The organism is Sphingomonas immobilis, assembly GCF_030580995.1.
In the GTDB taxonomy this organism is placed as follows: domain Bacteria; phylum Pseudomonadota; class Alphaproteobacteria; order Sphingomonadales; family Sphingomonadaceae; genus Sphingomonas; species Sphingomonas immobilis.
The window spans coordinates 88,030-114,670 of the sequence record NZ_JAUQSZ010000003.1 but is presented as its reverse complement, the minus strand read 5'-3'; the positions used below and the strand labels follow the sequence as shown (position 1 = coordinate 114,670).

Below are 26,641 nucleotides of genomic sequence, written 5' to 3'. Positions count from 1 at the left end.
GCAAACAGAAGATACGCATGGGCGCCAAGGCACCACAATGATTGCTGCAGTGCAACCGGCTGCGCGGTGGCGATAGTTTCGAATTGATACAGGCATATCTATGGGATTGGCGAACATCACGACGAAGAATCTGAACGGCAAACACGTCTTAAATCGACCACGTTGAGGTTTGGACGTGCTGAATCGCGCGATCAGCGGGCGTGATTGCAGCCGAGCCCGTAAACAGGCGGCTCCTTCTGAGTCTCGTCCACCACGTAGGCGAGAAAAGACGGATCATCGGTACCCCGCATATCGCGCCCACCTCGGTACGTCACTATCATCACCGCGCCAGGATCTTGCGTCGGCTCGGCGGCGCGGATCGCAACGGCGGACGAGCGCCGCGCCGTCGTGCCGATTCAAGGGTGCGCAATTAAATAGCCAAATAGTGGGTACAGCCGGGTTCGATCTCCCAATTCGGCCAGGTGAATGGTACCGGTGGCGATTAACCGCCCGAGTTTTCGTCACACCCGCCGCAACGCGCCTCAAATTGTCGCCGCTCGAAGACGCCTACACAAAACCCAAAACCTGCCGTTTCTTGCTGAGACCGCGACACTTCGGTTCAGAGCGACGGGCAACATCGGCCTTTAGCGTAAAGGCGGCCGGAAGAAGCGTGAGGGGAAAGAAGCACCCGAGGATCCTGCTGGATTACGCAGTTCGTTGCGTTCACCGGCGTCGGCGCTGAGCGGGATTTGCATCCCGCCTGTTTTCTCGAGCAGGTCGAACAGTTTCGTGCTCATTCGCTCCGCCATCGCCTCGTGACCAGGACGAGCGAGCAGATTGTCGCTTTCTTGCGGATCGGCGGTCAGGTCATAAAGTTCGTCGGTATCCCAGATGCCGTGGAAATGCATATATTTGTAGCGCTCCTCGCGCAGCGCGTGAACGGTCGGCGTTTGCGGGAAATTGCGCTCCCAATAATATTCGTAAAGCAGCTCCTTGCGCCACGGCACGTCCCGTCCGCCGATCAGCGGCAGTATGTCCGCGCCCGCCATGTGCGTAGGCGCTTCCAGCCCTGCCGCCGCGAGCATGGTCGGCGCGATGTCGATATTAGCGACGACCTGCTCCACCGCACCGCGCCCGAACAGCGACGGGCAGCGCGCGATCAGCGGCACACGCATCGATTCTTCGTAGGCGGCCCGCTTATCAATCAGGCCGTGTTCGCCGAACATGAAGCCGTTGTCGCCCATATAGACGATCAGCGTATCGTCGAGTTCGCCCCGCCGCGCCAGCAACGCCATGATCTTGGCCAGGCCTTCGTCGACCGCCAGCAAGGTCTCCATGTAGCGCTTGTAGTAATCGCCGATGTCGAGCTTGCCGTGATAGGGATAATCGACGCCGTGCCAGCTGTTGCGCTGGTTCTCCACCCACATCGGCCGGCCGGGCACGCCAGGCTTCATGCTGTCGGGATAGCGGAACGTCTCCTTGTCGTAGCGGCCCTTGTGGCGCTCCGCCGGGATGAACTCGGCATGCACCGCCTTGTGCGCGAAGTGCATCATCCACGGCCGCTTGCCGTCGCGCCTGCCGATCCAGTCGAGCGCATAATCGGTCAGCTCGTCGGTGATATAGCCCTTCTGCGCCACCTTGTGGCCGTCGACGTTGAGGCCGTCCTCATGCGGCAGATAATGGCCTTGGCCCTTGAAACTGACCCAGCGGTCGAAGCCCGGCTGCGGGGCGTCGGTTTCGATGCCCATGTGCCACTTGCCGATGAAGGCGGTCTCGTACCCGGCATGCTGCAGATATTGCGGATAATAGACGAGGCCGGGCGGGATCGGATGGTTGTTGTCCACCACCCGGTGCTGGTGCGCGTAGAGGCCGGTGAAGATCGACGCGCGGCTCGGCGAGCAGAGCGCGGTGGTGACGAAGGCGTTGCGGAAATGCACGCCCTCGCGCGCCAGCCGGTCGAGCGTCGGCGTGTCGCCGAAGCCTTGTGTCTTCATGAAGCCGAGCGCGTCGTAACGATGATCGTCGGTGAGGACGAACAGGATGTTCTTCGGCTTCAAGCCGGGCTTGCGCCTGAGTGTCGTCAGCGATTGCGGTGTCGCGGCCTCCGCGCCCGCCGCCCAGCTGTAGAGCCCGAATGCGCCGAGGCTGCCGGCCAGAAGGACGCCGCGGCGATCGGGACTGTCGCTCATTCGTGCTTGCCCACATGGCTGTAGGGATCGGTCTGCCCGGCGAGCCACGGATCCTTGGTGGCCGCGCGGCTTGCCCGCAGGCGTTCGGCGAGCTGCGCCTTCACGGCGGCATAGGCGGGGTCGTTCGCCACGTTCACCACCTCATCGGGATCGCGCTTCAGGTCGTAGAGTTCCTCGGCCGGACGCTTCAGATAGGCCGCCTGCGTGCGCTTGCCGAGCAGGATCGCCGGATCGGCGGCGATCGCCTGCCAGCTCGGCGATCCGGCGACATCCCCCGCGATCGGATAATCGAGCGGATGCGCGAGGTTGAGGATGTAGCTGTGGGTCCGCGTGCGGATCGCGCGCATCGGATAATATTGATTGATCTCGTGGAAATCGTGGCTGGCGAACACCGCGTCGCGCGCCGGATCGCCCGCCTTGCCGAGCAGCGGCAGCAGCGACTGGCCGGACAGTTTGTAATTCGGCCCGGCAGCACCGGTCCACGCGAGGATCGTCGGCGCGACATCGACCCAACTCACCATCGCATCGTTGATGGAAGGGGCCGCGCCCGGCGCGCGAACGATCAGCGGCAGATGCAGGCCCGGATCGTAGAGATTGGTCTTGGCAGCAGGGAAGGGGCGGCCGTTGTCGCTCAGGAAGATCACCAGCGTATCGTCCGCGCGGCCCATCGCGGCGAGATCGTCGAGCAACATGCCGATGCCGCTGTCGAGCCGGCTGATCGACTGGTAATAATCCGCCAGATCCTGCCGCACAGCCGGCAGATCGGGCAAATGCGATGGAATCGGCACGCGCTTCGGATCGTAGATGACCGGTTTCACGCCCGGCCATGCGGGGCCGTTGCCGTAGCCGCCTGCCGCACGGTGCGGATCGCTGTAGCCGACCGTCACGAAGAAGGGGCGGTCGTCGCTCGCGCGGATGAAGCTGGCCGCTGCGACCGACAGTTCGTGGACGTCGCGGATGCCGCTGCGTTCCGGCACCAGTTCCGCTTCGTACGGGAAGGCGGCGTCAGGCCCGACGTGCTTCTTGCCGGCCAGCGCGGTCGCATAGCCTGCCCGGCGCAGCATCGCCGGCAACGTCTCTATGCCCGGCAGCAGCGACTGGTGGTGCACGTCATGGCCCAGACCGTACATGCCGTTCTGGTGCGTATAGAGCCCGGTATAGATCGACGCGCGGCTCGGGCTGCACGACGAGACGGTGGCGTAGCCCTGGGTGAAGCGCGTGCCCTCACGCGCCAGCCGATCGAGGCGCGGCGTCTTGATGCCCAATCCGTAACAGCCGGCATCGAGCCCCTGATCGTCGGAGATCAGCAGCAGGACGTTGCGTTTCGGCGGTGTGGCCGCCACCGCGCGCAGCGGCGCGGCGGAGACCGCCGCGACACCCGCGATACCCTTCAGGACGTCACGCCGATCCATGCGCACTCCTTATACGAAAATGGCCCGCTTCCGGCAGGGGAACCGAAAGCGGGCACTCGGGGAGCACCTTAAAACTTCACCGCCGCGCTGAAGCGGAACGAGCGGCCGAGGATCGGACGCGCCAGCACCACGCCTGCGCCCTGCGAGCCGATCTGGCGGGGATTGCCCTCCGTTAAACCGAATTCGTTGGTGAGGTTGTTGCCCGTCACCTGAAACGTGTAGCGATCGGCGATCGTCACCGACACACCCGCATCGACCTGGTAGAAATGCGGCAGGAGCTGCTGGTTTTCAGGATCGGAGAAACGATCGCCGGTATATTGCACCGTCGCGTAGAGCGACGGCTTCAGCCCCCCGACATTCACGTCGAGCGCCGGGGTAACGCGCCAGGCCCATTTCGGCTGACGCTGCACCATGTTGCCGGTGTTGTTGTTCAGGCCGTTGTTGGTGAAATAGCCCTGATAGGTGCCGTCGAGATACGTGCCCGACGCCGTCAGGCTGAACCACTGCACCGGCCGCACCACGCCTTCGAGCTCGACGCCGGTCGCCTTCGCGCCGCCGATCGAGGACACCACGCCCGTCCCGCCGCCCGGCAGCGTGACGATCTGCGTCGTCGCCAGACCGTCGAACTTGTTGTGGAACACCGTCAGATACAGGTTGAGCAGCGGGCTCGAATATTTCACCCCGCCTTCATAGGTATCGACCTTCGCCGTCACCGCCGTGCCGGTGTGCGCGGCGATGGCCGAGTCGCTCAGCCCGCGCAGATTGTCGAACTGCGGGAAGCTGTTGCCACGGCTGTAGCGCGCGAAGACGCCCAGATTGCGCGAGAAGTCGTAATTTGCGCCAACCGTCCACGACCAGGCTTCCGCACCGTAATTGATGACCTGCGGCGTCGTTCCGAGGACGTTGGAGACGTTGTCGTACAGCGTGTTGGCGTTGCCATCGACGTTGACGGTGCCGCCCGGCGTGCGAACCTGGCCCGTCACCTCATGGCGCTGCCAGCGGATGCCGCCATCGACCCGCAGTTCCGGCGTGATCTGGAGCTCGTCGACCGCGTAGAAGGCGTAGTCGTTGCCGGTGTAGCTGCCGTCCACGAGGAAGCCCTGGCCGCCGCTGGTGCCGGTCGTGCTGGAGGCGACGCGGCCATCGCCGAGCGTCAGGCTGAGTAGGCGCGCGTTGGGCGTCGCCGTCAGCAGGACGTTGTTGCCGAGCGCCCAATTATCATGAGTCGTGTAGTTCGCGTAATAGAAGCCGCCCGTCAGCGTGTTGCCGCCGGTCTTCCACTCGAGTGCCGAGTCGGTGACGAACGAGGTGATCTTTTTCTGGACGTTCCACGCGCCGGCCTGCAGCACCTGCGTGCTGGCGCCGGTCGAAACCGCGCCGCCGCCGTTGGCATAGTTGAGCGAACCGACCGTCGAGCCCGCACCGCCGAGCGTAACCGCCATCGCCGCCGCCGTGGTCGGTGCCGCAACCGGCACGAGGCCGTTGGTGTTGGCCGTGCCGCCGAGATAGGCGGTACGTTCACGCACGCGCAGCCCGTCGGCGACTTCATAATCGAAGGTGATGCCGGCGTTGAAAATCTTCGCGCCGCGACCGTCCGAGATGTCGATACGGCGGCCCGCGGCGTTGGTGACGACCTGCGTCTCCGGGCCGATCAGGCTGTTGCTGTTGCCGGAGAAGCCCGGATACTGGCTGATCTGCGTTCCGTTCTGCACGACCGGCATCGTCAGCAGCCACTGACCGTGATCGTTGAGGTAACGACCATAGACTTCGAGCGAGCCGCGCCCGTCGAAATCATGATGGATGTTGGCGGTGATCTGACCGCCCTTTTCTGCGTCAAAGCCGGGGTTACGGATGCCGTGGCCCTGCGCGTAATAGCCGCCGACCATGAAGGTGGTGTCCTGGTTCAGCGGACCGGAAATCCAAGCGTCGCCGCGCTTGTCGCCGTAATCGGTGATCGAGAATTTCGCAAAGCCCTTCAGCGTCTTGCCGCCGATGCGCGGCACGACGTTGACGGTGAGCCCGGGCTGCCCCGCCGAGAACAGCGAGCCCGTGCCGCCGCGCACGGCCTCAACGCGCTCGACCGTCTCGTCGAGGCGGATGAGTTGCGAGTTCTCTAGGAACGACAGCGTCGAGGGTGGAAAGATCGGCACGCCGGCGATCTGGAAGGTCACGAATTGCGCATCGCCGCCGGCAGGATAGCCGCGCACGAAGATATTCGCGCCGTTCTGGCCGCCCGAGCTTTCGGCCATGACGCCGGGAACAGTGCGGAGGATGTCGGCCGTGCTGGTCGGCGCGGCGCGGGTGATCGCATCGCTGCTAAGCGTGGTGACGGCGAAGGCGGCATCCTGACGGCGCGTGCCGCCGCCGGCGGTGCCGACCACGATGATGTCGCTCTGCACCGGTTCGTCCGCAGCGGGCGCTGCGGTGTCAGGTGTCGAGACGGGCTCCGACTGGGCGTGGGCGATTTGGGCGGAAAGCGCGAGCGGTGCGGCGCTGAGCAAATAGATAGCGGTGCGGATCATAAATCCTCCCCTTGCGAATAAACCGGCATGATTGCCTTGGTGGGTCGCTAGCTAAATCGTAATGAAATCCATTTCAAGAGTATCGTCAAATGCGCTGTTGCAGGCTTGCCACACTACCGCGGGCTCGCTTACGGTCTTTCTCATGAGCGATGATCTGTCGAAAACGCCGGAGCGCGGCGCACGCGCTTCTCGCCCGACGATGCAGGACATTGCGCGGCTCGCGAATGTATCGATGCCTACGGTGTCGCGCGTTCTCAACGACAGTCCGCTCGTTACCGAAGAGACGCGCGCGCGTGTCCTCGATGTCGCGCGCGAACAGGGGTACGTCGTCAATCGCAATGCGCAGAAACTGCGTCAGGCACGGACCGGAACTGTCGCGGTGATGCTCGATTTCGCTTCACACAGACACGGGGCGATCGGCGATCCCTTTATTTTTGAGCTGCTTGCAGGTGTTTCCGAGGCGCTTTCAATCCGCGACCAAGAGCTGCTGCTGTCCCCGCCGGGCCTCGACGACGCGCGCGCTTTCGAAGATTTCTACCGTGCGCGTGGTGCCGACGGCTTTATCATTCTCGGGCAGGGGACGCGCGACGCGATGTTGCGGACGATGGCCCAACGCAACGTGCCGATGGTGGTATGGGGGGCGGTGGGCAAGGATGCGGGCTATTGCGCGGTGGGAAGTGACAATATTCGCGGCGGCCGGCTGGCCGGCAGATATTTCCGCGAACGAGCTCGCAGGCGCTGGCTGTTTCTCGGCGATATCCGCCACGAGGAGCTGCGCCTGCGCTACGAGGGGCTCTGCCAAGAGGCCGACCCGGCCGAGGGCATCACTGTCGATTTCCTGCCGATCGTATCGATGGCGTTCACCGCCACCGCGCAGACGGTATCCTCCTATCTCGTCAGTGGAGCCCGCCCCGACGCGGTTTTCGCCTTCTCCGACACGGCGGCGATGGCTGCAGTGGGCGCATTTCGCGAGCACGGCCTGACCGCTCCGCGCGACTATTCTCTGGTTGGTTACAACGACATACCTCCGGCGGCGCACTTCACGCCGGCGCTTACCACGATCAACCAAAAGACCGACGTCGCGGGTGCGCTGCTCGTAGAGAAACTGATGCAGCAGCTCGACGGTGCGCGGGCGCGATCTACCCTGCTTCCTACCGAGATGGTGATCCGCGAGACGTGATCAGCTTTTTCTTGAAAACCTTTTCATGGCGACCTACTCGATCACGGAACGCGAGGAGCATTTACTCCCGCCAGGTGGAGGGGACTGTCGGTGATCGGTGCGCGGCTAAGAATGATGCTCGCTGTCGCCGCGTCGTGCGTGGCGTTTTCGGCCACCAGCGCGCAGGTGGCAGTGCCGGGTTTCTCTCTGCCTCCGTCGAACCAGTTGAGCCCGGAAGCGGTCGCGATCCTCAAACGTATGGACGCGGCGGCCGCGCCTGCCGACATTGCCGGCAACATCCCCAAGCAGCGCGCTTTCTACCAGCGTTTTAACGACGATCGCCTCGGCGAGATGCAACGCCGCTTCAAGACGATCGTTCATCACGAGACGATCGGCGGGGTCGGTGTCGACGTGGTCGAGCCGGCCGAGGGCATCAGTCCGGCCAATCGCGGCCGTGTTCTGATCAACGCGCATGGCGGCGCGTTCCTGTGGGGCGCGGGCAGCGGCGCGCTGGTCGAGGCGATCCCGATCGCGGCGGTGATGCGGGTGCGCGTGGTGACGATCGACTACCGCCTCGCGCCAGACCACCATTTCCCCGCCGCATCGCAGGACATGAGTTCGGTCTACCGAGTCCTTCTCAAGACCTACCGGGCGGAGGCCATCGGCCTCTACGGCTGTTCGGCGGGCGGCGCACTGGTCGCGCAGACCACCGCGTCGCTACAGGGCGAGGGGCTGCCGCGCCCCGGCGCGATCGGCACCTTCTGCAGCACCGGCGCGCCTTATACCGGCGACAGCCTGCTCCTGTCCGGCCCGTTAACCGGCGCCGCGCCGGTGACGACGCCGCCGGTCAGCCCCTATCTCACCGGCGTTCCGCTGACCGACGCGCGGGCCTATGCGCTGCTTTCCGACGATGCGACGCGCGCCATGCCGCCGACGCTGCTGCTGGCCGGCAGCCGTGATTTCGCCGCCAGCGCGCTGACGCTGGCGCATCGCCGTCTTGCGGCGGCCGGCGTGCCGTCGGAACTCTATCTCTTCGACGGCCTGCCGCACGCTTTCTTCATGTGGCCGGACATGCCCGAATCGATGGAGGCATTCCGCCTGATCGCGGGCTTCTTCGATCGCCATCTCGCGGCAGGGGACAAGAAATGAGCCGCCTCCGCGTCATCGTCGCGCTCGCCCTCACTTACGCCCTGCTCGGTGTGATGATGAACAGTGTGGGCGTCGTCATCCTACAATCGATCCGCCACTTCGACGCGACCAAGCCGATGGGCTCCACGCTGGAGGCCTGCAAGGACCTGACCGTCGTGGCGGTCTCCTTCCTCGTCGCGACGCGGGTGCCGCTGTTCGGCTTCCGCCGCGCGCTGATCGCCGTTCTGGCGCTGATGGCGCTGGCGTGCTTCGCCGTGTCGTTCGCGGGCGGGTTTTTCGCGATGCAGGCGCTGTTCGTCGTGATCGGCCTCAGCTTCGCGATCGCCAAGGTCGCGACCTATGCGACGATCGGCCTGCTGGCGCGCGACCCGAACGATCATGCCAGCATCACCGGCATCATCGAGGGCGTGTTCATGGCCGGCATCCTCGCCGGTGTGTGGCTGTTCGGCTGGTTCATCGCGCTCGATGACAGCGGCAACGGCTGGCTGCGCGTCTATTGGGCGCTCGGCGCGGCGTTCGCGGCGATGGCGCTCCTGTGGACCGTCACGCCGATCGATGAACGCGGTGCCGCCGCACCCGAAGGATCCGAAAACGCGCATTGGGGCGAGATGGCGCGCCTCGCGATCCTGCCGGCGAGTCTGGCGGTGCTGGCCGGGCTGTTCTTCTACGTGCTGATCGAACAGAGCGTCGGCACCTGGCTGCCGACCTTCAACAACGAGGTGCTGCACCTGCCAGCGGCGATGAGCGTACAACTGGCGAGCATCTTCGTCGGGGCCTCAGCCTTGGGGCGGCTCGCCTCGGGCGTGGTGCTGCGGCGTGTCGCGTGGCTGCCCGCGTTGCTGGGGTGCCTCGTCTGCGTCGCGGCGCTGGTGCTGCTGTCGCTGCCGCTCGCCAAGGGTGTGCAGCCGAATGCGGCGGTGGACTGGTTCCACGCGCCGATTGCGGCGTATCTCTTCCCGCTGCTCGGCGTGTTCCTCGCGCCGATCTACCCGACGCTCTGCTCCGTCGCGCTGAGCGCGCTGCCGCGCCACCGCCATGCCGCGATGATGGGATTGATCGTGATCTTCTCCGCGCTTGGCGGGACGATCGGCTCCTTCATCACCGGCATGCTGTTTCAGCATCTGCCCGGTACTCTTGCTTTCTATTTCACGCTGGTGCCGATGGCGCTGATCGCGCTGATCCTGCCGATCATTCGTCGTCGGCAGGGTAGCGGGGCGGCCGCATGACACCGACGCCGTCCGATATCTGGGGGCCGCTGTTCGCCGCCGTGCAAGAGCGCGGGCTGTTCCCGGATTCCAAGACCTTCGCCGACGCCGTTCCGCGCCGCCCGGTCGCAGCGATCCTCGAGGATTGGGCGCGGGCGCGGGCCGGAACGGACGATGCCGCGCTAAGGGCTTTCGTGCTCGCCAATTTCATTCTGCCAGAAGATCATGCGACCGCGGCACCGGCCGACGCGCTGCCGCTCGCGGACCACATCACCGCATTGTGGCCGAGCCTGACCCGGGAGCCGGACCGGCCGGATGCGGGCGGATCGCTGCTGCCGCTGACGCGCCGTCACGTCGTGCCGGGCGGCCGTTTCCGCGAGCTGTATTACTGGGATAGCTACTTCACGATGCTCGGCCTCGCGCGCTCCGGCCGGCAGGATCTGGTCGAGGACATGATCGCGATCTTCGGCGACCTGCTGACGCGCTACGGCCACATCCCCAACGGCACGCGCAGTTACTATCTCAGCCGATCACACCCGCCGGTCTTTTATCTCATGGCCGCTCTGTCACAGGACAAGAGCGAGGCGGCGCGGCGCCAGCGGCTCGGCTGGATGCGGGTCGAACATGATTTCTGGATGGCGGGCGAGGATATGCTGGCGGCGCCCGGCGAACACCGCCGCGTCGTCCGGCTCGCAGATGGCGCGCTACTCAACCGGTATTGGGACGATCGCGCCGCGCCGCGCGACGAATCCTGGCGCGAGGATGTGGAACTTGCGCGCGCGACGCCGGGTCGCGACTCGCAGGAACTGTGGCGTGATCTGCGCGCGGCTGCGGAAAGTGGGTGGGACTTCAGCTCGCGCTGGCTCGGCGACCGCGCGACGCTCGCGACGATCCGAACGACGCGATTGCTGCCGACCGATCTGAACGCGCTTTTGTACGGACTTGAACATGCCATCGCCGCAGAGAGCGAAGCGCTTGGCGACGCCGCCGCGGCGCACGCCTTTACAAAGCGCGCAGCAGATCGTGCCGCCGCATTCGATCGGCATCTTTGGAACGGGACGGCCGGTTGCTATGCCGATTATGACCTGGATCGCAATGCGTGCGACGACTTAGTGACGGCGGCGCTTGGGTTCGTCCTTTTTACGCGTATCGCTCCGCCCGAGCGCACGCTGGCGATCGCCAATGCGCTCAGGCGATTGCTTCGGCCTGGCGGTTTGGTGACGACCGAGGCATGTACCTTCCAGCAATGGGATAGCCCGAACGGCTGGGCCCCGCTGCAATGGGTCGCCGTCGCCGGTTTGCGCGCATACGGCCAGACCGACCTTGCCGACACTATTGCGCAGCATTGGCTGCGCATGATCGACAGATTTTACCGCGAGACCGGCCAGTTGCTGGAAAAATACGATGTCGAGCGCGGCACCGCCGGCGGCGGCGGCGAATACGGCACCGAAATTGGCTTCGGTTGGACCAACGGCGTCACCCTGGAATTGCTCCAGCGATAGGGCCGGTCTGTTCGGTCGCGAGCCGAAAGCTGCCGGCCCACTCCCGGCCCAGAAGGTCCATTAGGAAGCGGTTGATTTAGCCCGTCGGAGCGTTGCGCCAAGGCTTAATTTAAGTACGTCAGTCCTTTCGTCGATCTGGCTTTCGGTGCTGAGCAAATCCTGGCGAATTTCGATTTCGGCACAAGCTAGATCAAACGCAAAGGCGTGATGAGGAATCGTAAAGTTTCGCGGCCTTTACGGAAGTTGGCGACGTGTTCGATCCGGTGCTTGCGGCGCGCTTTCGGTACGGAGTGCTGGCGCATGGCAACGACCGCGATCCTGCCACCTCATTCATTGACTTTCGCGGCCGCCCGCCCGAGGAATTGTCGCTGCTGCGCGATCGGCACCTCGTCTAGACGCGCCTTCGATGATCCCAAGCCGGTCCTCATTGGTGTAGATCGGAGCGCGTGAGCTGCGCCGGTCCGGATCTGTTGGTCAGTGCGACATCGATCGCGTCGCGGCCCCGCGCCATCAGGGTGCAGCACTTTCGCGGATAGTTATGCCGTGTGTCGAACACGTATGAGCGGCCACCCAGATAGGCCTCGGAGCACGCCGAGAAATCCATGTCACCGACCAGTGTGGGCAGGCCCTTGTCGCCCCTATAGCCGGTGCAGTGGCGGGCCGGGATGTTCATGCAGCGGCACACGGCTTTAGCCTCTTCAGCGAGAGTCGGGCCTGCTGCGAGACTGACACCCGCCACGGGGCTGCCCTCAACCACCGTGCGGCGATCAGGGTTGTCCGATTCGGAAGGGGGCGGGCGAAGTTTCAACGAAATCCTCTGACCGCGGAAAGGAAGCGAGCGTTGTGTACGTGAGTAGTAACGAGCATTAACATATTGGTTTCGCGCACGAAACAAGCGGATACTGACAGGAACTTGCAACGCGCTCGCTCGCTTTAGGTATCAGACCAACAGACAGGAGACGAGCCGTGGCCGATGAAGCCGACACGCGCCCCGCCGACGATGCGCCGCTCGCTGCATCCAAGCGCAGGGACGCGGTAGACGACGCCACCAAAACCCTGATCGACAAGCCGGGGCAGGGCGCTGCCACTTCGATCGTCGGCCGTGCCGTTACGATCAACCGGCCCGTCGCTGAGCTCTACGCGTACTGGCGTGACTTCGGGAATCTCGCGACCTTTATGGACAATGTCGTGTCGGTTTCTCCGATCGACGACAAGCGCTCGCACTGGGTCGTGAAGGCACCCGGCGGCAAGACGGTCGAATGGAACGCGGTCGTCACCGAGGAGCGCGAAAACGAACTGATCGCCTGGGTGTCCGAAGACGGCGCGGACGTGCCGAATAGCGGCCGTATCGATTTCCGTGACGCGGGGGCGCGCGGCGCGGTCGTCACCGCGACGATCCTTTACGATCCGCCTGCGGGCACGATCGGCAAGCTCATCGCCAAGATGTTCCAGCGCGAGCCGGCGATCCAGGCGCGGCGCGATCTCCGGCGCTTCAAGCAGCTCATGGAAACCGGCGAGATCGCCACGGCCTCGTTCACGAAGAAGCAGCTCGAAGAGGAGAAGGCCTGATGCGCGCGCTCACCTGGCACGGCCGCCACGACGTCCGCGTCGATACGGTCGATGATCCTGAAATCCTCAACCCGCGCGACGCGATCATCAAGGTGACGTCGACCGCGATCTGCGGATCGGATCTCCACCTCTACGACGGCTATATCCCGACGATGCAGTCGGGTGACATCCTCGGCCATGAATTTATGGGCGAGGTGGTCGAGGTCGGACCGAAGTCGAAGCTGCAGAAAGGTCAGCGCGTCGTCGTCCCGTTCACCATCGCCTGCGGCAGCTGTTACCATTGCGGCAAGCACCAATATTCGGCCTGTGACAATGGCCTGCCGGCAGACAATCAGGACATCGGCCAAGAACTGTACGGGCAGCCGATGTCCGGCCTGTTCGGCTACAGTCATCTCACCGGCGGCTATGCCGGCGGTCAGGCGGAATATGTCCGCGTGCCGTTCAGCGACGTCGGCCCGATCGTCATCCCCGACGGCGTCGAGGACGAGAAGGTGCTGTTCCTCTCCGACATCCTGCCGACCGGATGGATGGCGGCGGAGAATGCGCAGATCGAGCCCGGCGATATCGTCGCGGTCTGGGGCTGCGGACCCGTGGGGTTGTTTGCAGTGCAGTCGGCGTTCCTGATGGGCGCGGACCGGGTGATCGCGATCGACCATTTCCCGCACCGGCTGGAGCTGGCGAAGAAGTTCGGCGCCGAGACGATCAATTTTGAGGAGAGTGCGACTTACGAGGCGCTGATGGAGATGACCGGCGGGATCGGCCCCGATGCGGTGATCGATGCTGTCGGGCTAGAGGCGCACGGCTTCTTCGTCGACAACGTGCTCGACCAGATCAAGAAGTCGACGTTTCTCGGCACGGACCGCACCCACTCCATCCGCCAGGCGATCCATGCCTGCCGCAAGGGCGGGCGGGTCTCAATGCCCGCTGTCTATGGCGGCTTCGTAGACAAGTTCCCGCTCGGTGCTTTCATGGAGAAAGGCCTGACCCTCAAGACCGGCCAGACTCACGTTCAGCACTACATGCCCGCGCTTCTCAACGCGATCATGGAGGGCAAGATCGATACCGAGTTCCTGATCTCGCACCGCATGGGCCTCGAGGATGCGCCCAAGGGCTACAAGATGTTCCACGACAACCAGAACGAAGTGACGAAGGTCGTGCTCAAGCCCGACTTCGCCGTCGCGGCCGAATAGGAGAGAGATGATGGCTGACAAATTCGCGATCATCACGGGTGCCTCGACCGGCATCGGCTTTGAACTGGCAACGCTTGCGGCGAAGGACGGCTACGACATTCTCGTCGTCGCCGATGAGCCGCTGATCGACGCAGCGGCGACCGATTTCAAGCAGTTCGGCACCGACGTGCAATCGGTCGAGGCCGATCTCTCCACCATCGAAGGCGTAGACATGTTGCTCGCGGCAGCCGGCGGGCGGCGCATCGACCTGCTTTGCGCCAATGCCGGGCGTGGACTCGGCCACGGGTTTCTCGACCAGGATCTCGCCGACTGGCGACGCGTGGTCGATACCAACATCACCGGAACGGCGTATCTGCTGCAGAAGGTGCTGAAGGACATGGTCGCGCGCGACGACGGCAAGGTGCTCGTGACCGGGTCAATCGCCGGCTTCATCCCCGGCAGCTTCCAGGCTGTCTACAACGGCACCAAAGCGTTCGTCGACAGCTTCACCGATGCGCTCCGCAACGAGATCAAGGAGGCCAAAGGCGTCACGCTGACGACGCTGATGCCGGGGCCGGTCGAGACCGAATTCTTCGACCGCGCCGACATGCTCGATACCTCGGTCGGCGCCTCCGACAGCAAGAGCGAGCCTGCAGACGTCGCCAAGGACGGCTGGGACGCCTTGATGGCAGGCAAGGCCAGCATCGTTTCGGGCTGGAAGAATAAGGTGCAGGCGGCACTCGCGCATGTGACGCCTGCATCGGTTCTTGCCGAGCAGCACCGCAAGATGGCCGAACCCGGCTCGGCGCAGGATTGAGGGTCATCACGATGGCCAAGAAACTCGCCGATCTCGCCGAGGTCATGCGTGACATCGACTTCACGATGCTGACCACACAGTCGCCCGACGGCGGCCTCGCCGCACGGCCGATGAGCAACAACCGCGACGTCGATTATGACGGCGACAGCTGGTTCTTCGCGCTCGACGACACCAAGACCGTCACCGATATCGAGAGCAATCCGAACGTCGGGCTCACGCTGCACGGCAATGTCAGCCTGCTCGGCAAGCCGCCGATGTTCATCGCAGCTGAAGGCAAAGCCGAGATCCTGCGCGACAAGGGCCTGTTCGAGGCGCATTGGAACAGCGATCTCGACCGCTGGTTCAAACAGGGCGTCGACACGCTGTGCCTTACGCTCATCAAGGTGCATGCCGAGCGCTTGCATTATTGGAATGGCGAGGATCAGGGCGAGGTGACGCTTCCGGGCTGATCGTCAGTCCGAAACGACCTGCATCCCGCGATCGTATCTTTTTCATTGCAAACGAAAAGGGAGCGTTATGGCTGGCGGAACTGTTTCAAGTCAGCCGCGACCGGTCGGACTGTCGGTCGTTCGCTCAGGGCGCGCTGCTGATCGTGGACGATGTCGGCGACACAGTGTGGCGTTTGACCAGAGGCCGCTGATGTTCTGACTGAATGCTGCAAGAAGGGAGCGGGACCTGCTCGTTGGGCGAGCCCCGCTCGGCCTTTAGCCGCGCAAGCTGTCGGGCACCACACCGCCATTTTCTGCGAGCTTCGCCATCACCGCCTTGTGAAGCGCGATATTCTCTTCGGCGCTGCCGTCCGCCCCGGCATGAACGTTGAGTTCATCTGCCAGTGCTTTGCGTGCTGACAGGCTGGAATCGAGATCGAGCAGCTTGAGCAGGTCGACGATCGACGTCTGATAATTGCCGCCGCCTTCCTTCATCGACGCCATCTCACTCAGCACCGCACCGACGTCGACCGGCGCCGCGGGTGCGGCAGATGTGGGAGCCTGTGTCGGCGTCGGCGAAGGCGCTGACGAGGCCGGTGAAGACGCAGGCGCATCGGCGGTCGCTTGAGGGGATGCCGGTGTCGGAGTGGCGCTGGCATGACCGAAGATCTTGCCCATGATGCTGCCGAAAATGCTCATCGTTCGCTCCCGTGGTCGTTCTGCGATCTGAGAATCGCTTTCCCGGTAACGAAGGCCAGCAAACAAGGGTCCGCTGCATCCCGATCGCCGTTGCCGCATCACGGAACGACGCCCGCTGCGGGCCGTTAAAACGCAAGGCTATCACGATGCTTCAACAGGAGACGAAAATCATGAAGATCAAAAGCTTGGTGCTCCTTTCGGCAGCTACGCTCACGCTGTCGGCTTGCGGTCACAAGACGGAATCGACCGACGTCACTTCTAACGCCACGACGGTCAGTGACACGACCACGAACACCGTTGCCGTGGCACCGGCACCCGCAGCCAGTGGCGGCCAGACGTTCGCGAACACCGCAGCATCGAGTGACGCCTTCGAGATCGCGACGTCCAAGGCCGCCCTGGAGACGTCGACTTCCGCATCGGTCAAGAAATTCGCGCAGATGATGATCGATGCGCACACGAAATCGACCGACAAGCTCAAATCGACGGCGGCGGGCTTGTCGCCGGCGATCACGCCCGATCCGACGCTAACCGCCGATCAGCAGTCGAAACTGGACGCACTCAAGACATTGAAGGGTGCGGATTTCGACAAGGCCTATATCGACGCGCAAACGGGCGGCCACCAGCAGACGCTCGACGCGCTCAAGGCTTATGCGGCGACCGGGGACGTCCCGGCGCTGAAGGCATTCGCGAGCGATCTCGTGCCGACGGTCACGGCGCATCTCAACATGGCCAAGGGACTCAAGGCCTAGAATCGTCCCGACCGGTCGCCCCGCGGTCGGCCGGCCACGCGAACCCCGCCGCAACTTTGCAATCCAGGAGCCCCTATGCCCGAACATGAGACCCTTGAAACACCTACGGATCAGCAGGCATTCACAGCCGACGGCGGCAATGGGTCGGCAATTCCCCAATTCGCCGTGACGATGGCCAACCAGCAGATCGCAAAAGTCGGCAACATTGTCGTCGGTGCGGCCGATACGCTCGATCACTATCTTGGAGAGGCGAATTTGCCGCTCGGGCCCGAGATTCACTCGCTCGTGACAGACGTGACCGGTCGCATTCGTAAGATCGGTCAATCGATTAACGAGCAGGATGCCGGCGTTGTCGCCGCTGATATGCAGAAAGGCGCGGCGGCCCGCCCGGCGCTGACAATCGCGATCGGCGCGGCGATCGGTGCTGCGCTCGCCATCGCGCTTGTTGGCACCGCCCCGAAGCAGCCCGTGGCGACGGCCGCGTAACGCGCCCGTCCCGGCGGCGCGGCTTCACTCGCGCTTCCTTTGCGAACGAAAGTTCAAGATGCTCGAATATGTCCCCCATTGGCTCGGCCACCTGTTGCGCAATGTCCGTGCCGGGTCCGAGAAGCTCGTCATCGCGCAGCCCGAATTCGCGGGCACCGCGCATGATCTAGATCTTGCCAGTCTCGCGTTCGGCGAGGGTGGTCGCTTGCCGGAACGCTTTACCGCCGATGGCACCGGTGTCTCGCCACCTTTGATGTGGCGCGATCCGCCATCGGGGACGCGAAGTTTTGCGCTGATCGTCGAAGATCCTGACGCGCCGGCCACGCGACCCCTTGTCCATGCCATTGCCTGGAATCTCCCGGCGGATCTTCGCCGTCTTGAAGAAGGCGCGATCCGCCCGGACGGGTCGGGCGAGCCCGGTGCAACCGATATCGGTCGCAACAGCTTTCTCGGCGAAGGTTGGCTGCCGCCCGATCCCCCGACCGGACACGGGTCGCATGACTATGTGTTTCAACTGTTCGCGCTCGGCGATGGGCCTGCCCTGGCGCCCAACCCCGGCCGGTCGGATTTTGTCGAGGCGCTGAGGGGCCGCGTCCTGGGTGCAGGCGTGCTGATAGGCACCTATTCCCGTGGCGAACCCGATGTAGCTAACACAGGTGTCCGTCTGGCCGCCGACGGACTAGCCGTTAAAGGCTGACACTGCGGGTCGGTCGCGGTCTTGGAACATCGCGAAGCCGATCTGATTTCGTCGTGCCGGTGACTTGGAAGGCTTGCCGTAATGGCGAACGGTTGAGCGCCCGACGGGGCGGTGCAGGATCAGATCGACGACAGCCTCAAGGATGCGACCGCTCCCCCGTTTGCGCGCTCCGATCGCGCGGGAGCAATGAAACGCCGACTATCCTGCCAGTCGCAGCGGCCGTGGGGCCGGGCACAGGAATACGATTTAGGCCGCTTACGCGGACGCGGCCCTATTTCAAATTAAGTTGGCGGCCGGCTGACAAGGTGTCGATGCCGATGGGTTCGTTCAGCTCGCCGAGGCTAAGGACGCCACGGCTTCATCGCGACCTGCCGCGCACTGCGTTTCTGGAAATGAAAAAAAAGGTCGATGTCCATGCGGCCTAGTTGAACCTTCGGCGTCGCGCCGCGTTGCGCGAGGCCGCATCATTCAGGAAAGACCATGAACGACACGATCCTCGCCGCAGCCGATTTCGCGGTGCCGTCGGTCTTGCTTTCGGGCACCGTCGATTACGAGATGTACAAGAGTTTCCGCGAGCAGCTCGCCACCGCGCCGCAGACCGGGCTGGTCGTCATCGAGCTCTCTACGCTCGGGGGCGATCCGGAAGTCGCGCGGATGATGGGCGAGGATATCCGTTTCCTGAGCGATCTTGACACGAGCCGCCGGTTCGTCTTCCTCGGCAAGGCCGCGATCTATTCGGCGGGCACCACCTTCATGAGCTTCTTCGCGCTTCCCAATCGCTATCTCACGCGCGGCACAAGGCTGATGATCCATGAGCGCAAGCTTTCGAAGCAGCTGACGATCGACGGTCCGCTCACAACCTGTGTGGCCACCGTCAAGGCGACGCTGCACGAGATCGAAGCGTCAATCGCCATTCAGAACGAAGGGTTCGAGAATCTTATCCGCGGATCGAGCGTAACGATGGACGAGGTCCTGACCAAGGCGCCCGCCAACTGGTATGTCGAGGCCAATCAGGCGCAAAGTCTTGGTCTGATCGCAGCGGTGCTTTGAAGGGATCTGCGGGAGCGGTAACGAACCGTCCGGCTCGCGACGTTTAGGTGAGACGCGATTCATAGGCGCTCGTTGCACATGTCGGGCAATTCACGCAGTATTGGACTAGGCCATTATGCCAGCAACTTTTGCTGCCAGAGCCTGCATCATGAACGGTTTGGTCAGCAATTCCATTTGAGTTCAAGATGACCGCTACCGACCGCGGCATTCTCCGCGGACCCGGTGATGAAGAGAACGTTCGGGCAAGCCCTGAGCGCCCGTGCCGCGTCGGCGCCCTGTCTGCTGTTCATTCCGTTGGGAAGTCCGACATCCGGTATCAGCGGCTCGATCCTTGCGCCTGATTGCAAACCTTGAGTCCGGCCGCGCCGTCGGCGGTGCCGATGACGGTATAATCGATTGCATCCAGGACCTTATCGATAAAGGCCGTATGCTCGCCTCATCGTCGACGACGAGGACTGTCTCGACGCTTGCGGCTGCGTCGATCACCTGTTCCTCCTCGGACCCACCTTACTCGATCTCAAAAGCTCACGTCGAACACTCTAGAGATATTTGCGCTATAAGCCTTAGACCCGGCCGTTGTTTAATTCTTCTCCTGATTTTGCGCGACCGACCTGCTAGCGCACAGACTGTGGGTTATCTGGCAGCGTGGGAGTCTCGAGTGCTAGATCTAGGGGGTCAGCTATCGCTTGGGCATCCGGCGTGGGGTAGGGGGCCAGGCTCTCGTCCGTGATCGAAACCCGCGCGCCCAGGCGCGTCGCGGCGAACAGTTTCTACGCGAAAGCTAAGGGCACGCGAACGCAGCCATGTGAGTCCGCAAAGCCTGGATCGCGCCCGGCGTGAATTGCGACACCGTCCCAGGTAAGCCGCTGCATGTACGGCATGGGCGCGTCGTCATAGAGACTGGATTTGTGATCGACCTGCTTCTGGAGGATCTTGAACTCACCCGTCGGCGTGTCGTGACCGGGCTTGCCCGTGGAAACCGCAGAGACGGCAAGCAGCGTCGCCCCCCGATAGACGTACAGCTTCTGGTCGGCGATGCTGATAACGATGCGCGTGCCGGTGGCGTTCGCCGGGACTTTGTGAGCGCTGTCCCAGACGAAATCGCCCGCACTGAGCATCGCCACGACGTCAGCCGTCGGCTCTGCGTCGCGCGCGTGCGCCACGAGCGGGAGTATGAGAGCAGCGGCCGCGGCGTACTGGCCACAGCGGAATAGCAACGATGCCATTAGCCTACCTTTCGACATACCGGCCGCCGATCGCGAAGCACGGTGCCCGGGCAATTGTCTGAAGAGGTGAACGCAAAGCCTTGATTTTCGATCCTATAATCGGCATGTACGCAATTGTTGCGATAGGGCGACCCAGGCGTCGGACAGGCGCCATCTCCGGATGGGAACCGATCGGATTCCGCTCATCGGCCGCTCATCGATCAACGCTACAACCAAATTGCACGCTTATGGGGTATCGACCGCAAATGGAGTATCGGAACATCGCGTTGTCACGACGGTCTTTCGGCAAAGCCGGGCTGGCACTCGCCAGCGTTGCAGCCATCCCGCGCATGGCAGTCGCGGCAGCCGTGCCGGCCACGGTGCAGCCGTTGGCGTCGAGCCGCGTCATACGTCCGGAACTCCTGCGCAGCGCATTGGCCTCGCTCCAGCGTCACGGATCGCAGATCCCACATCACGACCGGATTGCCATCGCGGATTTCGCGCAGCCCTCGTCGCGGCCGCGTTTCTTTCTGGTCGATATGGCAAACGGCATGGCGACCACCTTGCTGGTCGCGCACGGGAGCGGCAGCGATCCCGCCCATACCGGCTTCCTCCAGCGGTTCTCGAACGCGGAAGGGTCCAATGCGTCGAGCGAGGGCGCTTTCCTCGCTTCGGACTATTACATTGGCAAACACGGCAAGTCGCAGCGACTGATCGGGCTCGATCCTACCAACAGCAACGCCTTGTCGCGCGCGCTGGTCGTTCACGCCGCCTGGTACGCAAACGCGGACATGCTGCGAACGCATGGCCAGCTCGGACGCAGCCAGGGATGTTTCGCGGTCGGCGAGAGCGATCTCAAGCAGGTTTTCGCGCGCCTCGGCCAGGGCCGCATGATCTACTCCGCGAAGGTCTGACGATCAGCGCTTGCGCGCAAAACTGAAGTCCACGAGCTTGGCTGCACGCGCATCGCGTGCGTGCACCGATTCCGCGCCGAGAACGACGGCGATGACCCGTCGTCCCCGCCGCTTTGCGGAGCTCACGATGTTGTAACCCGCATCGGCGGTGTAACCGGTCTTGATCCCGTCGACGCCCTGCACCTTGCCGAGCATATGGTTGTGGTTGATCATCGGCAGCGACCGCCAGCGAATGGACCGCGTCGCGAACACCGCATAATCGCGCGGGTGATTTCGCAGCAACGCCCTTGCGAGGGTCGCCATGTCCCGTGCCGTGGTCGTATTGGCGGGATCGGTCAGCCCGGTGGCGTTGTGGAAGCGCGTGCTGCTCATGCCGAGCTTGCGCGCCTTGGCGGTCATCGCTGTTGCGAACGCGCGCTCGCTGCCGGCGATTTTCTCGGCGATCGCAACGGTGACGTCGTTCGCGGAGTGAACCGCAATGGCCTGGATCGCAGCGCGCACGGTCAATGACCTGCCTTCGGGAAGGCCCATGGTCGAAGGCGGCTGTCGTTCCGCGCGCCGCGATATCCGGACCTTGTCGTCGAGGTGCAGGCGGCCGGCGTCGATAGCGTCGAACACCAGATACAGCGCCATGATCTTCGCGAGCGACGCAGGCCGGCGTGAAACGTCCGGCAGATGCGCAGCGAGAATAGTCCCGGTCGTGGCATTTACCAGCAACTCCGCGACTGGCCGCGGTCGCGCTTTACGCGCGGATGCCCAAGGCATCAGAGTCAGACAGCCGAGCACGCACAGGCAGATAGCGAACCGCACGAGTAGGATGAATTTTGCGAGGACCATTCGTCTTCCTGTGCAGCCGCGCTGCGTGTGCTGCAAAACGGCGGGGCAGTTCAAATCGTTTCAGATGCTCGCGGTGATCGCGGAGTTGGGGACACATCGGGCGTGCGTGTCGTTTTCGACGGCAAGGCTCATCAAGGTTTGACGACATGCATAAGTTCATTGTTGCGACGGCCCTGATTGTTTCGGCCGCTTCCGCCGCTGCGTCGGCTGGCGCCCCGGCCAACGTGGACCAATCCGTGCTGCAGGTTCAGGTCGTGCTCGACCACCTCGGCTTCTCGCCGGGGCTGCTGGACGGGAAGACCGGCAAGTCATTCACGACCGCACTGAAGGGTTTTCAGGAATCGCGCGGTCTTACGACATCCGGTACGCTCGATGATGCGACGCGCATAGCGCTCAAGCCCTATGCGACGATGCCTGCGACACGGAAACTGCGCCTGAGCGCGGAGGTGCTGGCGGGTCCGTTCATCAGCCCTATCCCCAAAGCGCTCGATCAGCAGGCGAAGCTGTCGTCGCTTGGCTACAGTTCCGTCATGGAGAAGTTGGCCGAGATGTTCCACACCACACCGGAGGCATTGCGCGCGCTCAATCCGCCGCGGACACCGCTCGTCGCCGGCACTCCAGTCGTGTTTCCGAACGCCTTGCCCTATTCCCGCGCCTATGGTCCGAAACTGAACGAAACGTGGCGCAAGACGCTCGCCGGCCTGAACGTCGATGCGAAGCAGCCCGTTGCGGCAAAGGTCGTGGTCGACAAGTCCGATCAGGTGCTCAAGGTCTATGATGCGGGCGGCAAACTCGTTGCGCAGTTTCAGGCGACGATGGGTAGCGAACACGATCCGCTGCCGATCGGGACGTGGAAAATTCAGGGCGCGGACTATAATCCCAAATTTCACTACGATCCGAAGCTGTTCTGGAACGCCAAGAAGAGCGACGATCCGGCCACCCTGCCGGCCGGTCCCAACGGTCCCGTGGGCGTTGTCTGGATTGACCTTTCCAAGCCGCATTACGGAATCCACGGAACGCCGGAGCCCGCCACGATCGGTCGTGCCGAAAGCCACGGCTGCATTCGGCTCACGAACTGGGATGCGGCGCGGCTGTCGCTGATGGTCAAAGCCGGTACCCCGGCCGTGTTCCAGCTCTGAGCGATGCGTCGGCTCCTGCTCCTGCTGCTCGGAGCATTCGGGGCGGTGCTGGCATTATGGATGGCAGCGCTGACGCTGTTGCCGGATGCCCAAGTCCGGGGTCGCGCAGCGCCCTTACCTACAGATGGCAAGAGCACGAGGGCCGGCAGACCGGCGCTGATAATCCCCGTCGCAGGCGTGCAGGCTGCAACTCTGCAGGACAATTGGGGCGACCCTCGAGACAATGGCAAGCGCGCTCACCACGGCATTGATATTGTCGCCGGTGCGATGACGCCGGTCCGCGCAGCAGCACCAGGCACGATCGAGAAGCTGTTCCAAAGCCGTCTGGGAGGCACCACGATCTACGAACGGTCGCTCGGGCGGGGCTGGACGTATTACTACGCCCATCTGGCCGGATACGCACCAGGACTGCACGAGGGGCAACTGGTCACGGCTGGACAGGTGATCGGCTATGTCGGAGATACTGGCGACGCCGCACCGGGCAACTACCATCTTCATTTCGGCATGACACGAACGACGACAGCGCAGCGATGGTATCAGGGTTCAGACGTGAACCCGTTTCCCTATCTGCGTAGTAGCGAAAGCTGAGAAAATCGCTAGTCGCGAAATCGGAAGGCCTGGGCATCGTGGCGGCTACGCGCCCTAGTTTCGGTCATTAGTCCAAGCGTCCAATAATCCCGAAAACCGACATCACTCAGCGTGCAGTTACGTCGCGCGGGAAACCGCTGGCCCATCCCCTCGATCCCAAAGAACCTGGCAACAAATTGCGCACCGTGTCGTTGTAGAGGTGTCACGTGGATAACACGGGTCGCACTAAGCCCCGCAGCCGCCCCCCCAGGCTGCGGGGCTTTCACGTATCAATAGATGTCCCGCCGGGCTGTTGTGGCGATGTCGGGCAAGTTCGCGACGGAAATGCTCCATAAACTTCGCTTCTCATGTCTTAGAAGCGCCTTAACTCAGGCTTTAGCGTCACGGGTGACGTCCCTAATAGCGATCCGCCATTCGTCACGGAGGGCAAGATCAATCGCTATGCACAACCGCAAACTGGATGCTGAGATTGGGCGAGCAGAACACCGCACAGGTTGCGTCTCGAGGAAATGAAAAGAGACCGGGCGAGGCCGCCCCGGCCGACTGGAAAGTTGATACCGTACAGGTGTTCACCAATCCGCGCGCCGGTGGCTTCGCAAAGCGACGTATCGCCGCGCTGCGACGCTGTTTTACCTCCAGCGGGGTGACGCTCATCGAAACCGAGAGCGGCTCGAGCCCACTGTCGGTCGACGAGCGTGCCGATCACGTCTGCTGCGCCGGAGGCGACGGCACTTTGCGCCATGTCGTCGCAGCTGTGTGCCGGTCGGGCCGCGATGTTTCGCTCAGCGTATACCCCAATGGCACCGTCAATCTGATTGCCATGGAAAGCGGCTATCCGCGCGACCCGGAAGCCTTTGTTCGGCGCATCCTCGACGGTGGCCAGCGTGCGCGCCACTATGTCGGCCTGGTCGGCGATATCCCGATGGCGAGCTGCGCGAGCGTTGGGCCGGACAGCTACGCCGTCGCGACCGTGTCATCCGCGTTGAAACGCGTGATTGGGCGCGCCGCGTACCTCTTCGCGGTTTCCGGGTTCCTGCTCCGCTGGCCGCGCGCGAAGATCATGCTGTTCCACGCGGGTGGGCAAACCGCGTGCGAGGCGGTCTATGTCGCCAAAGGTCGCTATTTCGCGGGACGCTGGGCACTGACGCCGGAAGCAAGCGTCTTCTCACCCGAATTCGACGTGATCGCGCTGCGGCGCGCGTCCCGCACCGATGTTCTGCGGTTTGCCAGGTACATGCTGACGGGCCGATCGATTTGGGGGATGCCGGGCGCGGACCATTTCCGCTGCACTGAACTCACGATAGCGAGCGACGACGCGGCCCCCGTGCAGGCCGATGGCGACATCGTTGGGCACTTGCCAGTTCATATATCGATACGGTTGGCACCTTTCACATTCGCTTAGGTGGGCATTCGCTTTGGCGTGGCTGTCCGTCATCGCAAAGACCGGGCTGGGCCGAAATGCATTGGCAGCTATGCGCCCTAAAAACGGTCATTCGAGGAACTCGCAAGCGATCCTAAAAGCAGCCGAGCGCTCAGGCCAAACCCAAACGTTTGCTACGGGTGGAAAGCGAAAATCCTTCTTATGGCTCGGTGCCAAGGCGAGGGCCCGGTCTGGCAAAAATACAGCAGCGATGTTCGCAGCGGCGGAATAATGATTGCTGCAACCGTAACGGTTGGCACAATTGATATTGCGAGCGGTTCTTACGGCGACAGGATCGCTTATGACCGATACTCGCATAGTTGCCGTTGGACTGCTGACTCAACGCGATCTCGACCGACTAGGTTCGGGCTTCAAGCGCGCAATCCCCGTGGCGAATGACGAGATGTTCGATGATCTTCTGACGCAACTGGACGAGATCCACATCGAGCCGCTGGGCAAGGGTGCGGTCATGAGGGCCGAAGAACCCGAGTCCTGACGAGCGGTGAGCGAGCTGCCGACTGCGGACGGGTCGACGACATCAGGGTTGTTCCGGCAGCCGGCAGCGCTGTAGTTTCATCACAGAATGCCGCGCACAGGCTGCGAATGCCGAGGAGCAACGACGATAGCCTAATCCGCAACCCTTCCTGACCTGACGCTCAACGAGCAGGAATTGATGGGCACCTACTCGGAATTCTTTCCGGTGGTGATGGACATGTTGCAGAGCTTCCATCCGGAAACGCCTGTCACCGGAGACGATCTTTACGCCTTTTTCGGCCTGTGCTTCGGCGCCCTGATCGACAACGACAGCAATCTGACGACGCCGCGCGACCTGCGCCTCGGTAGCGAGACGGCGGCAGTCCACGCGCTGAGTTGGGTGAAGAAGCTGAAGGAGATGCGTGGGGCCGATGGGCCATCCTTCCTCGCCTACGTCGTGGACGAGGCTCGCAAGGAGCCGCATGTTCACGGACCTGGCTGCAATTACGATCACTGAACTCCCGGTTAGAGCTATCTTTGCAGCCGGCGGACTGACAGGGTGCGTCATGCAGCACCTCGCACCGCTCTCAGGACTTCGAATTCTCATTGTGGAGGACAACGCCCTTATCGCGGATCACATCGCCCACATGGTCATCGACGCTGGCGCGCAGATTGAGGGTCCGTTCGCCACAGTCGTAGAGGCGTTGGAAAGTCTGGACTATTCAACTCCGCTCGACGCTGCAGTGCTTGATATAAGCCTTGGCGCCGAGCTCTCATATCCGCTGGCGGAGGCACTGAAGACAACCAGGATTCCGTTCCTCTTCCTGACCGGCAAGGATAAAAGCGATCTGCCGGCTTCCTTTGACAAGGCATCGTATTTGAAAAAGCCGTTCAACGCTGAGATGCTCGTTCAGGCAATTACCAACTGTTTGAAATAGCCAAGGCTGGTTGATTGACGGTGGCGGTCATGGGGCTTGCCGAATGCCGCCAGTACTCAATTGGAGTGCGATCCGCGATTGCGCGGGCAGACGCGTGAGATCATGCGCGTGCCAAGCCATATGTCGATGAAATGCGCGTGATCGAGCCTTATCGCCTCAGCAATCGCTCCGTCGTCGTCGATAGCCTCAACTACAAAGCTCTCGATTTCCCTGTTGCGATCATCGATGCGACAGAATCGATAGATCGGCACTGGTCCCCTCCAACACGGTCGATTTTCGAGGCTATGGCCTAGCGCACTGGCTCTCTATAACGAGCGTTATTAATTCAAGGCGGGATTATACCGA

The 26,641-nt window shown here is 63.0% G+C and carries 28 protein-coding genes; 20 read left to right on the top strand and 8 right to left on the bottom strand.

Annotation, left to right across the window (positions count from 1 at the left end; translation table 11 throughout):
• Window positions 1-623 precede the first annotated feature (623 nt).
• The 3 genes from Q5H94_RS05765 to Q5H94_RS05755 all read right to left on the bottom strand — a co-directional run bounded on the left by Q5H94_RS05765 (window position 624) and on the right by Q5H94_RS05755 (window position 6,102).
• On the bottom strand, window positions 624-2,168 hold the full coding sequence (locus Q5H94_RS05765) for a sulfatase family protein (protein ID WP_304560285.1): 1,545 nt from the start codon (window positions 2,166-2,168) through the stop codon (window positions 624-626).
• A complete protein-coding gene (locus Q5H94_RS05760; RefSeq protein ID WP_304560284.1) occupies window positions 2,165-3,580 on the bottom strand; it encodes a sulfatase family protein in 1,416 nt (471 codons plus the stop codon). Before Q5H94_RS05760 ends, Q5H94_RS05765 begins: the two co-directional genes overlap by 4 nt.
• A gap of 68 nt (window positions 3,581-3,648) precedes the next feature.
• Complete coding sequence (locus Q5H94_RS05755; RefSeq protein ID WP_304560283.1) at window positions 3,649-6,102, bottom strand: TonB-dependent receptor; 2,454 nt, start codon at window positions 6,100-6,102, stop codon at window positions 3,649-3,651.
• A 61-nt stretch (window positions 6,103-6,163) separates the two neighbouring features.
• Here Q5H94_RS05755 and Q5H94_RS05750 point away from each other — a divergent pair, with 61 nt between their 5' ends.
• The 5 genes from Q5H94_RS05750 (at window position 6,164) to Q5H94_RS05730 (ending at window position 11,512) form a co-directional block, all read left to right on the top strand.
• Window positions 6,164-7,282, top strand: coding sequence for a LacI family DNA-binding transcriptional regulator (locus Q5H94_RS05750; protein WP_304560282.1), 1,119 nt, complete (start codon window positions 6,164-6,166; stop codon window positions 7,280-7,282).
• A gap of 111 nt (window positions 7,283-7,393) precedes the next feature.
• Window positions 7,394-8,410: an alpha/beta hydrolase gene (locus tag Q5H94_RS05745; RefSeq protein WP_304560281.1), complete on the top strand. Its 1,017-nt coding sequence runs from the start codon at window positions 7,394-7,396 to the stop codon at window positions 8,408-8,410.
• Window positions 8,407-9,636 (top strand): MFS transporter, encoded by a 1,230-nt coding sequence (locus tag Q5H94_RS05740; protein WP_304560280.1) that lies wholly within the window; start codon window positions 8,407-8,409, stop codon window positions 9,634-9,636. The genes Q5H94_RS05745 and Q5H94_RS05740 overlap by 4 nt, the downstream gene beginning before the upstream one ends.
• A complete protein-coding gene (gene treA / locus Q5H94_RS05735) occupies window positions 9,633-11,117 on the top strand; it encodes an alpha,alpha-trehalase TreA (RefSeq protein WP_304560279.1) in 1,485 nt (494 codons plus the stop codon). Before Q5H94_RS05740 ends, treA begins: the two co-directional genes overlap by 4 nt.
• Before the next feature lie 251 nt (window positions 11,118-11,368).
• The gene (locus tag Q5H94_RS05730; RefSeq protein WP_304560278.1) at window positions 11,369-11,512 is read left to right on the top strand and encodes a hypothetical protein; all 144 of its coding nucleotides are present in this window, start codon (window positions 11,369-11,371) and stop codon (window positions 11,510-11,512) included.
• A gap of 29 nt (window positions 11,513-11,541) precedes the next feature.
• On the opposite strand, the gene Q5H94_RS05725 is transcribed toward Q5H94_RS05730, so the two are convergent.
• Window positions 11,542-11,925 (bottom strand): transglutaminase-like domain-containing protein, encoded by a 384-nt coding sequence (locus Q5H94_RS05725; protein ID WP_304560277.1) that lies wholly within the window; start codon window positions 11,923-11,925, stop codon window positions 11,542-11,544.
• A 158-nt stretch (window positions 11,926-12,083) separates the two neighbouring features.
• On the opposite strand from Q5H94_RS05725, the gene Q5H94_RS05720 reads away from it, so the two are divergent.
• Genes Q5H94_RS05720 through Q5H94_RS05705 form a run of 4 tightly spaced genes read left to right on the top strand, consistent with a single transcriptional unit; the run spans window position 12,084 to window position 15,121 of the window.
• A complete protein-coding gene (locus tag Q5H94_RS05720) occupies window positions 12,084-12,686 on the top strand; it encodes an SRPBCC family protein (protein ID WP_304560276.1) in 603 nt (200 codons plus the stop codon).
• A complete protein-coding gene (locus Q5H94_RS05715) occupies window positions 12,686-13,876 on the top strand; it encodes a zinc-dependent alcohol dehydrogenase (RefSeq protein ID WP_304560275.1) in 1,191 nt (396 codons plus the stop codon). Before Q5H94_RS05720 ends, Q5H94_RS05715 begins: the two co-directional genes overlap by 1 nt.
• A gap of 10 nt (window positions 13,877-13,886) precedes the next feature.
• Window positions 13,887-14,672, top strand: a complete 786-nt coding sequence (locus Q5H94_RS05710; RefSeq protein WP_304560274.1) for an SDR family NAD(P)-dependent oxidoreductase — start codon at window positions 13,887-13,889, stop codon at window positions 14,670-14,672.
• An 11-nt stretch (window positions 14,673-14,683) separates the two neighbouring features.
• Window positions 14,684-15,121 carry a pyridoxamine 5'-phosphate oxidase family protein gene (locus Q5H94_RS05705; RefSeq protein ID WP_304560273.1) on the top strand — a complete coding sequence of 146 codons (438 nt, stop codon included), beginning with the start codon at window positions 14,684-14,686 and terminating at the stop codon, window positions 15,119-15,121.
• A 255-nt stretch (window positions 15,122-15,376) separates the two neighbouring features.
• On the opposite strand, the gene Q5H94_RS05700 is transcribed toward Q5H94_RS05705, so the two are convergent.
• Complete coding sequence (locus tag Q5H94_RS05700; RefSeq protein ID WP_304560272.1) at window positions 15,377-15,799, bottom strand: DUF3597 domain-containing protein; 423 nt, start codon at window positions 15,797-15,799, stop codon at window positions 15,377-15,379.
• A gap of 170 nt (window positions 15,800-15,969) precedes the next feature.
• Here Q5H94_RS05700 and Q5H94_RS05695 point away from each other — a divergent pair, with 170 nt between their 5' ends.
• The 4 genes from Q5H94_RS05695 to Q5H94_RS05680 all read left to right on the top strand — a co-directional run bounded on the left by Q5H94_RS05695 (window position 15,970) and on the right by Q5H94_RS05680 (window position 18,781).
• Window positions 15,970-16,548: a DUF4142 domain-containing protein gene (locus Q5H94_RS05695; protein ID WP_304560271.1), complete on the top strand. Its 579-nt coding sequence runs from the start codon at window positions 15,970-15,972 to the stop codon at window positions 16,546-16,548.
• Window positions 16,549-16,623: 75 nt separating this feature from the next.
• Complete coding sequence (locus Q5H94_RS05690) at window positions 16,624-17,034, top strand: hypothetical protein (RefSeq protein ID WP_304560270.1); 411 nt, start codon at window positions 16,624-16,626, stop codon at window positions 17,032-17,034.
• Between the two features lie 58 nt (window positions 17,035-17,092).
• Window positions 17,093-17,731 (top strand): YbhB/YbcL family Raf kinase inhibitor-like protein, encoded by a 639-nt coding sequence (locus tag Q5H94_RS05685; protein ID WP_304560269.1) that lies wholly within the window; start codon window positions 17,093-17,095, stop codon window positions 17,729-17,731.
• Window positions 17,732-18,211: 480 nt separating this feature from the next.
• Complete coding sequence (locus tag Q5H94_RS05680; RefSeq protein WP_304560268.1) at window positions 18,212-18,781, top strand: peptidase S14; 570 nt, start codon at window positions 18,212-18,214, stop codon at window positions 18,779-18,781.
• A 770-nt stretch (window positions 18,782-19,551) separates the two neighbouring features.
• Here Q5H94_RS05680 and Q5H94_RS05675 read toward each other — a convergent pair.
• A complete protein-coding gene (locus tag Q5H94_RS05675) occupies window positions 19,552-20,007 on the bottom strand; it encodes a L,D-transpeptidase family protein (RefSeq protein WP_304560267.1) in 456 nt (151 codons plus the stop codon).
• A gap of 245 nt (window positions 20,008-20,252) precedes the next feature.
• On the opposite strand from Q5H94_RS05675, the gene Q5H94_RS05670 reads away from it, so the two are divergent.
• Window positions 20,253-20,900: a murein L,D-transpeptidase catalytic domain family protein gene (locus Q5H94_RS05670; RefSeq protein ID WP_304560266.1), complete on the top strand. Its 648-nt coding sequence runs from the start codon at window positions 20,253-20,255 to the stop codon at window positions 20,898-20,900.
• A 3-nt stretch (window positions 20,901-20,903) separates the two neighbouring features.
• On the opposite strand, the gene Q5H94_RS05665 is transcribed toward Q5H94_RS05670, so the two are convergent.
• Window positions 20,904-21,737 carry a D-alanyl-D-alanine carboxypeptidase family protein gene (locus Q5H94_RS05665; protein ID WP_304560265.1) on the bottom strand — a complete coding sequence of 278 codons (834 nt, stop codon included), beginning with the start codon at window positions 21,735-21,737 and terminating at the stop codon, window positions 20,904-20,906.
• A gap of 146 nt (window positions 21,738-21,883) precedes the next feature.
• Here Q5H94_RS05665 and Q5H94_RS05660 point away from each other — a divergent pair, with 146 nt between their 5' ends.
• The 6 genes from Q5H94_RS05660 to Q5H94_RS05635 all read left to right on the top strand — a co-directional run bounded on the left by Q5H94_RS05660 (window position 21,884) and on the right by Q5H94_RS05635 (window position 26,296).
• A complete protein-coding gene (locus tag Q5H94_RS05660; RefSeq protein WP_304560264.1) occupies window positions 21,884-22,876 on the top strand; it encodes a L,D-transpeptidase family protein in 993 nt (330 codons plus the stop codon).
• A gap of 3 nt (window positions 22,877-22,879) precedes the next feature.
• A complete protein-coding gene (locus Q5H94_RS05655; RefSeq protein ID WP_304560263.1) occupies window positions 22,880-23,464 on the top strand; it encodes a M23 family metallopeptidase in 585 nt (194 codons plus the stop codon).
• A 469-nt stretch (window positions 23,465-23,933) separates the two neighbouring features.
• Complete coding sequence (locus tag Q5H94_RS05650; RefSeq protein WP_304560262.1) at window positions 23,934-24,866, top strand: diacylglycerol/lipid kinase family protein; 933 nt, start codon at window positions 23,934-23,936, stop codon at window positions 24,864-24,866.
• Window positions 24,867-25,185: 319 nt separating this feature from the next.
• A complete protein-coding gene (locus tag Q5H94_RS05645) occupies window positions 25,186-25,380 on the top strand; it encodes a hypothetical protein (RefSeq protein ID WP_304560261.1) in 195 nt (64 codons plus the stop codon).
• A 177-nt stretch (window positions 25,381-25,557) separates the two neighbouring features.
• Window positions 25,558-25,875, top strand: coding sequence for a hypothetical protein (locus tag Q5H94_RS05640; RefSeq protein WP_304560260.1), 318 nt, complete (start codon window positions 25,558-25,560; stop codon window positions 25,873-25,875).
• Complete coding sequence (locus tag Q5H94_RS05635) at window positions 25,841-26,296, top strand: response regulator (protein WP_304560259.1); 456 nt, start codon at window positions 25,841-25,843, stop codon at window positions 26,294-26,296. Before Q5H94_RS05640 ends, Q5H94_RS05635 begins: the two co-directional genes overlap by 35 nt.
• A 56-nt stretch (window positions 26,297-26,352) precedes the next feature.
• On the opposite strand, the gene Q5H94_RS05630 is transcribed toward Q5H94_RS05635, so the two are convergent.
• Window positions 26,353-26,547: a hypothetical protein gene (locus tag Q5H94_RS05630; RefSeq protein WP_304560258.1), complete on the bottom strand. Its 195-nt coding sequence runs from the start codon at window positions 26,545-26,547 to the stop codon at window positions 26,353-26,355.
• Between the last annotated feature and the right edge of the window lie 94 nt (window positions 26,548-26,641).

Excerpts from the sequence above, each read along its gene's own strand:
- Q5H94_RS05765 (WP_304560285.1), bottom strand. The coding sequence starts at position 2,168 with ATGAGCGACAGTCCCGATCGCCGCGGCGTCCTTCTGGCCGGCAGCCTC.
- Q5H94_RS05760 (WP_304560284.1), bottom strand. The coding sequence starts at position 3,580 with ATGGATCGGCGTGACGTCCTGAAGGGTATCGCGGGTGTCGCGGCGGTC.
- Q5H94_RS05755 (WP_304560283.1), bottom strand. The coding sequence starts at position 6,102 with ATGATCCGCACCGCTATCTATTTGCTCAGCGCCGCACCGCTCGCGCTT.
- Q5H94_RS05750 (WP_304560282.1), top strand. The coding sequence starts at position 6,164 with ATGAAATCCATTTCAAGAGTATCGTCAAATGCGCTGTTGCAGGCTTGC.
- Q5H94_RS05745 (WP_304560281.1), top strand. The coding sequence starts at position 7,394 with ATGATGCTCGCTGTCGCCGCGTCGTGCGTGGCGTTTTCGGCCACCAGC.
- Q5H94_RS05740 (WP_304560280.1), top strand. The coding sequence starts at position 8,407 with ATGAGCCGCCTCCGCGTCATCGTCGCGCTCGCCCTCACTTACGCCCTG.
- treA (WP_304560279.1), top strand. The coding sequence starts at position 9,633 with ATGACACCGACGCCGTCCGATATCTGGGGGCCGCTGTTCGCCGCCGTG.
- Q5H94_RS05715 (WP_304560275.1), top strand. The coding sequence starts at position 12,686 with ATGCGCGCGCTCACCTGGCACGGCCGCCACGACGTCCGCGTCGATACG.
- Q5H94_RS05710 (WP_304560274.1), top strand. The coding sequence starts at position 13,887 with ATGGCTGACAAATTCGCGATCATCACGGGTGCCTCGACCGGCATCGGC.
- Q5H94_RS05705 (WP_304560273.1), top strand. The coding sequence starts at position 14,684 with ATGGCCAAGAAACTCGCCGATCTCGCCGAGGTCATGCGTGACATCGAC.
- Q5H94_RS05700 (WP_304560272.1), bottom strand. The coding sequence starts at position 15,799 with ATGAGCATTTTCGGCAGCATCATGGGCAAGATCTTCGGTCATGCCAGC.
- Q5H94_RS05695 (WP_304560271.1), top strand. The coding sequence starts at position 15,970 with ATGAAGATCAAAAGCTTGGTGCTCCTTTCGGCAGCTACGCTCACGCTG.
- Q5H94_RS05690 (WP_304560270.1), top strand. The coding sequence starts at position 16,624 with ATGCCCGAACATGAGACCCTTGAAACACCTACGGATCAGCAGGCATTC.
- Q5H94_RS05685 (WP_304560269.1), top strand. The coding sequence starts at position 17,093 with ATGCTCGAATATGTCCCCCATTGGCTCGGCCACCTGTTGCGCAATGTC.
- Q5H94_RS05680 (WP_304560268.1), top strand. The coding sequence starts at position 18,212 with ATGAACGACACGATCCTCGCCGCAGCCGATTTCGCGGTGCCGTCGGTC.
- Q5H94_RS05675 (WP_304560267.1), bottom strand. The coding sequence starts at position 20,007 with ATGGCATCGTTGCTATTCCGCTGTGGCCAGTACGCCGCGGCCGCTGCT.
- Q5H94_RS05670 (WP_304560266.1), top strand. The coding sequence starts at position 20,253 with ATGGAGTATCGGAACATCGCGTTGTCACGACGGTCTTTCGGCAAAGCC.
- Q5H94_RS05665 (WP_304560265.1), bottom strand. The coding sequence starts at position 21,737 with ATGGTCCTCGCAAAATTCATCCTACTCGTGCGGTTCGCTATCTGCCTG.
- Q5H94_RS05660 (WP_304560264.1), top strand. The coding sequence starts at position 21,884 with ATGCATAAGTTCATTGTTGCGACGGCCCTGATTGTTTCGGCCGCTTCC.
- Q5H94_RS05655 (WP_304560263.1), top strand. The coding sequence starts at position 22,880 with ATGCGTCGGCTCCTGCTCCTGCTGCTCGGAGCATTCGGGGCGGTGCTG.
- Q5H94_RS05645 (WP_304560261.1), top strand. The coding sequence starts at position 25,186 with ATGACCGATACTCGCATAGTTGCCGTTGGACTGCTGACTCAACGCGAT.
- Q5H94_RS05640 (WP_304560260.1), top strand. The coding sequence starts at position 25,558 with ATGGGCACCTACTCGGAATTCTTTCCGGTGGTGATGGACATGTTGCAG.
- Q5H94_RS05635 (WP_304560259.1), top strand. The coding sequence starts at position 25,841 with ATGTTCACGGACCTGGCTGCAATTACGATCACTGAACTCCCGGTTAGA.